At 35.6% G+C, this 11,261-nt stretch carries 8 protein-coding genes; 4 read left to right on the forward strand and 4 right to left on the reverse strand.

Annotated features, from left to right (window positions below; all coding sequences use genetic code 11):
• Position 1 precedes the first annotated feature (1 nt).
• Both EXIGUO8A_RS01960 and guaA read right to left on the reverse strand, forming a co-directional pair.
• Positions 2-2,188, reverse strand: a complete 2,187-nt coding sequence (locus tag EXIGUO8A_RS01960) for a LysM peptidoglycan-binding domain-containing protein (protein ID WP_159301741.1) — start codon at positions 2,186-2,188, stop codon at positions 2-4.
• Between the two features lies 1 nt (position 2,189).
• Positions 2,190-3,722, reverse strand: coding sequence for a glutamine-hydrolyzing GMP synthase (gene guaA, locus EXIGUO8A_RS01965; protein ID WP_159301742.1), 1,533 nt, complete (start codon positions 3,720-3,722; stop codon positions 2,190-2,192).
• Positions 3,723-3,795: 73 nt separating this feature from the next.
• On the opposite strand from guaA, the gene EXIGUO8A_RS01970 reads away from it, so the two are divergent.
• Complete coding sequence (locus tag EXIGUO8A_RS01970) at positions 3,796-4,521, forward strand: SIMPL domain-containing protein (protein WP_116769868.1); 726 nt, start codon at positions 3,796-3,798, stop codon at positions 4,519-4,521.
• A 374-nt stretch (positions 4,522-4,895) separates the two neighbouring features.
• Positions 4,896-5,441 (forward strand): pyridoxamine 5'-phosphate oxidase family protein, encoded by a 546-nt coding sequence (locus EXIGUO8A_RS01975; RefSeq protein WP_159301743.1) that lies wholly within the window; start codon positions 4,896-4,898, stop codon positions 5,439-5,441.
• On the opposite strand, the gene EXIGUO8A_RS01980 is transcribed toward EXIGUO8A_RS01975, so the two are convergent.
• The gene (locus EXIGUO8A_RS01980) at positions 5,438-6,811 is read right to left on the reverse strand and encodes an ArnT family glycosyltransferase (protein ID WP_159301744.1); all 1,374 of its coding nucleotides are present in this window, start codon (positions 6,809-6,811) and stop codon (positions 5,438-5,440) included. The genes EXIGUO8A_RS01975 and EXIGUO8A_RS01980 overlap by 4 nt on opposite strands.
• Positions 6,812-6,814: 3 nt before the next feature.
• On the reverse strand, positions 6,815-8,419 hold the full coding sequence (bshC, locus tag EXIGUO8A_RS01985; protein WP_159301745.1) for a bacillithiol biosynthesis cysteine-adding enzyme BshC: 1,605 nt from the start codon (positions 8,417-8,419) through the stop codon (positions 6,815-6,817).
• Positions 8,420-8,592: 173 nt separating this feature from the next.
• Between bshC and EXIGUO8A_RS01990 the strand changes: the two genes are divergently transcribed.
• On the forward strand, positions 8,593-11,046 hold the full coding sequence (locus EXIGUO8A_RS01990) for a M14 family metallopeptidase (RefSeq protein ID WP_159301746.1): 2,454 nt from the start codon (positions 8,593-8,595) through the stop codon (positions 11,044-11,046).
• Positions 11,047-11,054: 8 nt separating this feature from the next.
• Positions 11,055-11,249, forward strand: a complete 195-nt coding sequence (locus EXIGUO8A_RS01995) for a DUF4177 domain-containing protein (RefSeq protein ID WP_159301747.1) — start codon at positions 11,055-11,057, stop codon at positions 11,247-11,249.
• Positions 11,250-11,261 lie beyond the last annotated feature (12 nt).

The following is an 11,261-nucleotide window of genomic DNA, read 5'->3' on the forward strand; positions in this document are numbered from 1 at the left end:
GCTATTCTATTGTTTTAATTCTTAAATCGTCCATCATCATAATATAAGATGATTGGTTGTAGTAACCGGCAATTCCCTTTCTCTGATAATTGAATTTGTTACCATTATATTCCGTTTCTCCAATAAATCTAGAAACGTCCAATAAATTGTTCTTATAAGCCAGTTTCAACAACAAATCATAAGTAAGGTCAAAACCTCTTACCGCATATTTATTAGGATCATCACCAAAACGCTTTCTATAGTTATCTACAAAAGAACTATTGGCAACCGCCTTATTCACCGAAGGATATGTGAATTTCAAATTTGATAAATGAGTGTTGGATATCACATCATTTTCAAATGCAGGATTCATGTCAGTAGTAAACATGCGCACACTAACTTTATCCTTGCCCAATAACGGATCAAAAGCCGTATTATTAAAAGAGTTCAATATAGAGACCACACTGGCTATCAACTTATAATTATCCGATTCTACAAAAACCCAATTAGGAACTTGATCAGAAAGTAAGGTCTGCAACTTATCCCTATTAATGCCAATATTTTTCTCTTCTTCTTTTACAACCACCACTTTTGCATTTGGAAAACGCTCTAGAATAGCATCTTTTTCCTTTTTATTGTTCTCATCAGCAATAACCAAAAGTGTTTCATCTTTATGGGTATTCTCTACATAATCCAACATATGCTTCCATAATACTTCTTCATCTGTATAAGAATAGAATACATTCTCTAAACTGATATCACTATTTGCAGTAACCGGCGCCAATACAGGAACATTAAACCTCGATGCCTGAATGGCAGTCTCTTTTAAAGAAGGTACATCTAAAGGACCGAAAACAGCGCTGTAACCACCTAACTGCTCGCCTTGTAAAATCTCTTTGGTCTTAGCTAAACTCAATTGATTATCAACGGTTTTTACATCTACCGAAATCCCTAAGGAATTTAAAGAATCTATAGCCACCAATGCACCGGAATATAGCCCCAAACTAATGGTCATATCACGTCTTGAATCTATTGTTTTTTCAGCGTTTTCCTTATCTGATAAATTCACCTTATCCAACCTAAAAGGCAACATGAACAACAATTTTGGTTTTACGGCTACATTGATACTATCCAATAGATTCACCTTATCCAAGACCAAAGCATTTTTTACCTCAAAATCGCCAACTTTATCTTTTGGCAATTTTAAAATCATACCTGCTTTTAGCCCGTCTTTTAAATCTGGATTCAACTGTGTCAATTCTGCCCAGGTCATACCGAATTTTCTAGTTAATCTAAACTCGTTCTGCTTTGGTTTAACCTCGTAGAAGATATAATTATCCGTATTAATCTCACCAGTTTCCACTCTTTGCTCAGGAATACGGATCACCATACCTTCTTTTAATCCGCCGCGTTCAGTAATTTCTGGATTAAGGCGTACAATTTCGTCCGATTTCACCCCGAACTCCTTTTCTAAGCGATAGAAGTTCATTTTGGCAGGTACTGTATAAGATGTATATAACTGAGTAACTTGATTCTTAACCGTACTACCGGCAATTTTAGGCATCAATAATTCATATCCCTCAGACAAATAACTATCGCTTTTAGATAAACCAGGGTTTAAAACCAACATGCTATCAATGGTAATACCGTACTTGTGGGCAATACTCCATCTGGTCTCTTTTGCGGCAACAGTGTACTTCTCAAAATCATCTTCATTTATACCCAAATCTTCTTCCTTGGGTGCCGCATACTTAGGTATACGCAAATCCATCTTTTTTTGAAGCGGTGAGGCATATAATACCGGATTATATTTTTTTAGCTCATCTTCGGTAATATTATACATTTGAGTAATTCCAAAAATGGTCTCTCTTTTCTTTACACGATGCTCGGTAAAACCTATAGGCTCTCTTGAAGTTACCGATTCTTGATCAGATACCGTAGTATTATTAGTAGAGCTATTAGCTGGCTTTGATACTACCGAAGAACCAGGTACCACCAATATGGTATTTGGTCTTAAATCTTGACCGGCTTTTATCTCTTTATTATACTGTAAAATACTTTCGGTAGAAACCCCATATAATTTAGAAATACTTTCTAAGGTTTCTCCCCTTTTTACTGCATGTGTATCAAACTTTTGAGCCATTGCGGTGCAAGAGACCAAAACGCAAAATGCACATATAGTGTAAACTTGATTAAATATATATTTCATATTATTCCCATTCTATTGTTGCTGGCGGCTTAGAACTTATATCATATACGACACGATTTACGCCAGGGACTTTATTAATGATATCATTTGATGTTTTTTGTAAAAACTCATATGGTAAATTAACCCAGTCGGCAGTCATACCATCAGTACTTTCCACTGCTCTAAGTGCCACACATTTTTCGTAGGTACGTTCATCTCCCATTACACCTACACTATTAACAGGCAACAACATGGCTCCTGCTTGCCATACTTTATCGTATAAGCCCCATTTCTTTAATCCATCGATAAAAATAGCATCCACTTCTTGCAAAATAGCCACTTTTTCTGGTGTAATATCACCTAGAATACGTATTGCCAAACCAGGACCTGGAAATGGATGTCTTCCTAATAATGCCTTATCTATACCCAAGCTAGCACCAACTCTTCTTACCTCATCTTTAAATAACATTTTTAAAGGCTCAACCACTTTCAATTTCATAAAATCTGGTAAACCACCAACATTATGATGACTCTTAATAGTCTGCGACGGGCCACCGGTTGCTGATACTGATTCTATAACATCGGGATAAATGGTGCCCTGTGCCAACCATTTTGCATTTTCTACCAAATGAGATTCATCATCAAAAACTTCGATAAATACTCTACCTATAGTTTTTCTTTTAGTTTCTGGATCGCTCTCTCCGGCTAAATCATCCAAAAAGCGTGCCGAAGCATCCACTCCTTTTACATTTAACCCCATACCCTCATACTGCCTTAATACATCGGAAAACTCGTTCTTTCTCAAAAGTCCGTTGTTTACGAATATACAGTGCAGGTTTTTACCGATAGCTTTATGCAACAAAACGGCAGCAACAGAAGAATCTACACCGCCCGATAAACCTAAGATCACTTTTTCATCGCCAATCTTTTCTTTTAATTCCGCAACCGTTTTATCAACAAATGCGTCGGGAGTCCAAGTTTGTTCCATTCCGGCAATATTCACCAAAAAGTTTTCCAATACCTGTTTTCCATCTGTAGAATGATATACTTCTGGGTGAAATTGTATAGCATAGGTTTCTTCGCCCTCAAACTTAAAAGCGGCATTTTCAACATCGTGCGTACTCGCCAAAAGAACAGTATCCTCTGGTAAATGTTTAATGGTATCCGCATGGCTCATCCATACTTGGCTACCCGCTTCTACTTTATCGAAAAATGGTTCGCTATCCTTTACAAAACTAAGGTTTGCACGACCATATTCTCTAGTATTCGATTTTTCTACACTACCACCATTAAAGTGTGCCAAATATTGCGCGCCATAACAAACACCCAATAAAGGTTTTTTACCTCTAATTTCAGAAAGATCCGGATGTACGGCATCTTCACCCCTTACCGATAAAGGAGAGCCAGAAAGGATCACCGCTTTATACTCAGAAAGGTCTTTTGGTAATTTATTATAAGGTTTAATCTCGGAGAAAATATTCAGCTCACGTACGCGTCTTCCAATCAATTGGGTGTACTGTGAACCAAAATCTAGTATAAGGACTTTATTTTGCATGGGCAAAAATAGCAAATTGACCGTTCTTGAAAAGTATCTTTTAATATATTTAGACTCGATTTAAATATTTTTCATGAAACACATTAGTGCAATTATTTTTGGAGCTGCAATAGTTATCGCTGCATATTTTTTAGGTAACGCTTATATACAAAGGGCAAACCCGCCTCAAATGATCTCTGTAACGGGATTGGGAAATGAAAATTTTACCTCGGACCTCATTGTCTGGGAAGGTCAATTTTCTACAAATAGTACCAATTTAAAAACCGCCTTTGATCAATTAAACCAAGATAAGGAGATTGTTCGCGAATATTTAACATCTAAGGGTATTGACCCCAATAGTATTATTTTCAATAGCGTTCAGACTTCAGAAATGCGAGACAACCAATATGAAAATGGCAATTACGTGGGCAGTATTTTTAAAGGTTACCAATTGATACAAACCTTAAAAATAGAATCTGAAGATGTTGCTTTAATTGAAGGTGTTTCTAGAGAAATTACCGAACTACTGAATAAAGGGGTGCAATTTAACTCCTCTCCCCCAAGATATTATTACACAAAATTAGCAGACCTTAAAATAGAAATGATTTCAAAAGCGACCGAAGATGCAAGAATACGTGCCGAAAAAATTGCTGAAAATGCAGGTAGTAATTTAGGGGATTTAGTTTCTGCCAACATGGGTGTTTTTCAAATAACCGGTCAAAATTCTGGTGAAGATTATAGCTGGGGAGGCGCCTATAACACCTCTTCTAAAAACAAGACCGCCTCAATTACCATGCGCTTAGAATACAAAGTAAAGTAACAGTACTACTTTGATCAATTACATATACCGATCTGATAAATAACAATATACAATATAAAAGCCCGGGAATCACCCGGGCTTTTTCATCAATCAATTATCAAACCGAATACATCAAAAAATCTTTTTCATAGCAATTTGTATTCAAATACTTTGTCGCTCTTTTTCTCAAAGCCTTACACATACAAACTAAAAAAGCTCGGAAACCACCCCGAGCTTTTAAATAAATCAAAAACCAAATTAAACCAAATTAAACCAAAAGCTAAAAATTGACCATAATCAATTTCTTTTTCACAGCTATTACTTTTATAACAACCAACAAAACAATTACCCTACCCACTTTTTCATTTATTTTTACATTTAAATATATTATCGGTATGATCAATTCATTTTTTGACGAGTTAAACAGTGAAATTAAAAAGGGAGTTACAGAACACGGTCACCCTTTTAGGTTCATTACCATGGCAACCGTAGGCGATGAAACCGTAGCAAGATTACGCACCGTAGTTCTTCGTGAAGTGAGTGAAGATTTACGCTTATCTATTTATACCGATAGCCGCACCCAGAAAATAAACCATATTAACACTAACGATCAGGTGAGCTTTCTTTTATATCATCCTGAAAAAATGTTACAATTAAAAATAGAAGGATCAGCAATAGTTGTTACCGATAAAGATAGATTGATTTCAACATGGCAAACTATTCAACCCAATAGCAAAAAAGACTACATCACCAACTCAAGCCCCGGTAGCCCAATTAAAAATCCCGATCATATAACTTATATTGAGAAGGAGAATTATTTCTGTATAATAGATGTAGTACCCACAAAAATTGAATATTTAAAACTAAAACGTCCCAACCATATTAGAGCTTTATTCGAAAAAATAGACAATTCTTGGAATGGGGAATTTCTGGTTCCTTAATCTGTATAGAAATATAGGTTTTCCATATGCTTACCAAAATTAACAAGACTATCAACAGGAGTTCTATTGTTTTCTTCGGATGGATGAATGGTTACTTCAATGCGCTTTTTAGAAATCGATTCTGAATCTTTCAAGGAATAATCGTCCGCCGAAAATATCGTTCTATCCGGATGTAACAGTCGCACATTACCTGCATAAGTCACATTTGGCAATACCCATTGATACTCCTCATAATCCCTAACCAGCTTATTTGCTATTGGCTCAAATCCGAAATGTACAGATGATTGTATATTCAATAATTTCTCTGCCGGTGTTCTCAATGTTTGCAATAGAATAACGGCTAAAAAAACGATATACCCAACGTTAACCATCTTTCGGTTACTCTTAAAACTCACTGTTTCGAAAAGCAAAACAACAAACGGAATAAACAATGGAAGCAACCACCTTGTTTCAACTTTCTGACTTTGAAATACAAGAAAAAATATACCCAACACCAATAATTGCATGAAGAACATTTTAGAGAACCAATGCAATTTATTTTTATTGAAGGTTATTTTCTTCAAAAGCACACCTAATATGAGCAAAGCAACAATAGGAAAAGACAATGCAAAAATCCCTTTCAAATAAATAGCTATCGGCAGTAAAGAAAACTCTTTGCTTTCTGTCTCTGCCCCAATTTTTTCTTGAATACTCGATTCTAAAAAAGATTGAAATCCGTCTGGTCCTAACAACCAATACAAATGTGGGCTAACAATCACTATGGTTGGTAAGAACGAAATCAGCATTTTCATATTTAACACCACATTTCGCAATTCTTTATCCCATAAGGAAACCAGAGCAAATGTCACCAAAAAAAATGCATAGTTGTATTTAGACATGATGCCAATACTTACAACTACACCAAATAGCAAATAGTTACATATCGACTTACGTTGTAATAAGAGTTGTATACAATAATATGAAGCAACAATACACAAACACAATAAACTGGTATGCGATAATCTACGGAATGTAAAATCGATATATACGGGCACCAAAACCAATATTAACACCGATAGATTAGCTTTATCAATATCTTTAATCCTTTCTTTTGAAAACCGATATAACAAGAGCAAAGTACTAGCGAACAACACCCCCCTTAACAGCGAAAAAGATTGCTTAGCCGTACCAAAAATAATATTTAAAATGTACTGCAACCACGTATATAAGGGCGGTTGATCGTCATAGCCCCAACGTAACCACTGTGAATAATACGCCTGTTCTGCATCCTCAAGTTCTAAAGCACTTTTAAAAAAAGTTATTAGGGTAATTGATACGAAAGATACAATGGCAAGTACGGTAATCTTATTTAGAGATACGGTCTTGCCCATAATCTACTTTTGGGTAATAACGGTAAAATTTAATTCTAAAGGTTGTAAAGCTTCAAAAAGCATGGGAATCAAATCTTCCCCGTATGCTAAATAAAACTCGGAAAAATTCAACTGACGTTCTTGTAACGATTGGTTGGGGAAAATTTCATTTTGAAGCTCGGTCATACGAACTACATGGTCTTTCAGCTTTCTTTTTTGTGCCTGTAACAATCTTTTCTCCAAGGCATCCAAACCTTTTTTCTGTTTTACTTCCTGAGCCTTAACGGCACCTAAAAAAGATTTGTCTGTTTTTTCAGCAAGCATATACATCTCTTTAAACTGCTCTTCCAGTAATTTTTTCTGCGGAGAAAAATCTATATCGATATTAGAAATCTCTCTAATTTTTTTATTGATCAAGCTGTTCTGCTTTAAAAACATATCAGTCTTAGATATATTCATTCGCTCTAATTTGTCGGCTTGTTTTTCCGTGATGATCACAGCAGAATTTCTTACCAATAATATTGGAAAAGGAACATCCATAGCTTCAAAAGCCGACTTCAATTCTAGCCAATATGCAATTTCACCACCACCGCCTATATAGCAAAGATTTGGTAAAATAACCTCTTGGTATAAAGGTCTAGCAATGACATTCGGAGAAAATCTTTCCGGAAAATTATCCATCTCATCGATCAACTCATCTTTCGTAAAAAAAATAGAAGTATCATTTACCACGTAGGCACCCTTACTCTCTATTATACGCTCGCGAATACCATCTTTTAAATAGAAGTAATTTATTTCTCTAGGGTTAACCTGTACCGGATAATCAGAAGATATTTGCTCTATTTTTTGAATAGTTTCCGACACTTTTTTGAACGCTGTTTGTTCAAAAATGTCTTTCTTCATGTACGGTACTAACAACTTTTTCAAGTTAACATCATCTCCATCAACAATGACCAACCCATAATCTTTAAAGATCTCATTAGCCAAGTAACGGGTAGCATCGGTAAGGTTATCATGTTTTAAATAGGCATTTTCAAAAAGTCGCTTTAAAACATTTGCGTTTTTACTATCCCCTATTGTTTTTGAAAACAAGTTAAAAACCTCATCTAATCCTTCCGTAGGTAAATGCCCTACAGCACCTGAAGCATCCTTATTCCATTGAAATTTTAATCCCTTGAAATTAAAATAATTAATCTCGTCAAAATCATGGTCTTCGGTTGCCATCCAATAAATAGGCACAAAGTTATTTTCTGGATATTCTTTCTTTAATTGTTCGGTCAAATTGATCGTGGAGATAATCTTGTACAGAAAATATAACGGACCAGTAAATAGGTTCAATTGATGGCCCGTAACTATGGTAAAGGTATTTTGCTCTTTTAATAGCTCAATGTTTGCCGTAGTTTTTTTAGAGGTATCTGTTTTCTGATACTGAACGGTCAAAGCATTGAACAGCACATCTCTTTGTGCTTGAGTAAAATGTTTACCCTTTTCCTCTATTTGACCTTTAAAACCTTCTACATCGGGAAATCGATTATACAATGGTTTAAGATCGTTATCAGCGGCAATATAATCGCAAATCAGTTTCGAAAAATAGCCCGTTTTTGCTATGGGCAAACAGTCAATATCCATATAAAAAGTAAAATCTTGGTAAATATAAAACCCTTTCGTTTTACATTTCCTAAATATAAGTTAATTACCGATACCGCTAAATACCTATTTACTCGGCGAATTACAGATGAGATCAGATGCAAATTGCATTTAATTTAATAGATTTGGCTGACTCAGAATACAAACAAACCTATATGAAACTAACTTTACGCATTGCTTTGCTCCTTATTCCGATTTTGGGCTTGGCGCAATTAAAATCGCCTTCAGAGTTTTTAGGCTATGAATTAGGCACACAATTTACTAGACACCATGAGGTCGTAGATTACTATCAATATTTGGCAGAAGCCGAACCAAACCGAATGAAGCTTATTGAATACGGTAAGACCAACGAACGTAGACCATTGATTTTGGCAACCATTTCTACAGAGGAAAACATGCAAAACCTAGAGCAAATAAGGGAAGAGCATATGAAAGGTTTAAACGGCGAAGGGTCTCCAAATAAAGCTATTGTTTGGCTTAGCTATAACGTACATGGTAATGAAAGCGTAAGTACCGAAGCTTCAATGCAAACAATTTACGACCTGTTCACTAGTAAAAGTGTATATTTAGAAGACATTGTGGTTTTAATAGACCCATGTATCAACCCAGATGGGCGAGATCGTTATGTAAACTGGTACAACCAATTTAAAAACGCTCCCAACCAAGTTGACCCTCAAAGCAAAGAACATCATGAAAATTGGTGGAGCGGTCGTAGCAACCATTATATGTTCGACTTAAACAGAGATTGGGCGTGGTTAACACAAGTAGAAAGTCAGCAACGCTTAAAGCAATTTAATAAATGGCTGCCTCACGTACATGTAGATTTTCATGAGCAAGGAGTTGATAATCCATATTTCTTTGCTCCGGCTGCGGAACCTTTTCATGAGGTAATCACCGATTTTCAAAGAGAATTTCAAGAAACCATTGGAAAGAATCATGCTAAATATTTTGATGAAAACGGATGGTTCTATTTTACAAAAGAAGTATTTGATCTTTTATACCCAAGTTATGGTGACACGTACCCAACCTATAATGGAGGAATAGGTATGACTTACGAACAAGGTGGTAGTGGTCGTGCCGGTTTAGGCATAATTACCAGCATTGGCGATACCCTAACACTAAAAGATAGAATTGCACATCACCACACTACAGGTTTATCTACTGTTGAAGTGGCCGCTAATAATGTTGCTAAACTTAACGACGAATTCAAGAAATTCTATTTGAACAAAGACTACAAGTATAATAGCTATGTACTAAATGGTAATCCTGATAAAATTGAAGCCTTGGCAGATTTATTGAGCAAGCATGAAATTGAATTCCAAGCAGGTACGAACGCAATGGTTAAAGGGTACAACTATAACACAGGTAAAACTGGAACAATAAAAAGTACCGAAAAAAGTTTGGTAATTTCTACCAACCAGCCAAAAAGTACATTGGTCAAAGTTCTATTTGAGCCTTCAGCGAAATTAAGCGATTCGGTTACTTACGATATCACCGCATGGTCTTTACCTTATGCATACGGTTTAGATGCTATAGCCTCCGAAAGTAGCGTTAGTAAAACTTCAAATTCAATAACCCAACCTGAATTAAAGAGTGCCGTAGCAAATAGCTATGCCTATTTAGCTGACTGGAACAGTATAAAAGATGCCAAGTTCTTGGCAGAGCTATTAAGAAACAATGTACGGGTACGTTACGCCCATAAGCCTTTTACCTTAGACGGTATTTCTCATGAACGTGGAACACTTATCATAACCAAAAGTGATAATAAGCATTTAAAAGATTTCAATGACATTCTTAAAAACGCATCGATCAATAATTCTAAAAATGTAATTTCAACCAATACAGGGTTTGTAGAAAGCGGAAAGGATTTTGGCTCTGGTTATGTAGATGTTATTCAAAATTTAAAAATTGCCGTACTTTCTGGAGAACCAACCTCAACCTTACGTTTTGGTGAAATATGGAACTTTTTTGAACAACAATTAGATTATCCCATTTCCGTGCTTGATGAGGGTTATTTTGGGCGTGTAGACCTTTCTAAATATGATATTTTAATATTACCAGATGGCCGTGGTTACAACAGCTTTTTAAATTCTTATACTAAAGAGAAAATAAAAGACTGGGTAAAGCGAGGCGGAAAGTTAATTGCCATGGGTGGCGCCATTGATGGTATTACAGCTAAAGACGAAGATTTTAAACTTTCTGAAAAAGAAATGGAAAAAGATTCTTCTACTACGATCGAGTCTTTTGAAGTTTCTGAAAGAGAACAAATTAAATCTGCTATAACCGGTGCTATTTTTAAAGCAACTGTCGATAATACAAATCCGTTAGCTTATGGTTACGACGACACCTATTTCACATTAAAACTAGGAGCACGTTCTTACAATTACTTAGAAAATGGTAGCGCAGTGTATTTAAGCAAAGGCAATAACGAACCGGTATCTGGATTCGCAGGTAGCGAAGCAAAGAAAAAAATTGCTGAAACCCTAATTTATGGTACTGAGCAAATGGGTCGTGGTCAGGTTATTTACATGGTAGACAACCCTTTATTTAGAGGTTTCTGGGAAAATGGAAAACTATTTTTTGCAAACGCTTTATTCATGGTTAAATAGAAGATATTATGAAGCAATATAAAGTTGAAACTCTTATTTACTATTCTAAACTTACATTCGATAAGTATCATATCGCAAAATCATCTAACAAAGAAATTCAAGAAAAGTTAGATGCATATGCCAAAGATGGTTGGAGATTAACCTCTACCGATGCCTCTAATTTTGGTGCCGCCATGTATATTTATTTATATTTTGAAAAGTAACGCATAGCAAAA

The sequence above is a fragment of the Maribacter litoralis genome (assembly GCF_902506355.1).
In the GTDB taxonomy this organism is placed as follows: domain Bacteria; phylum Bacteroidota; class Bacteroidia; order Flavobacteriales; family Flavobacteriaceae; genus Maribacter; species Maribacter litoralis.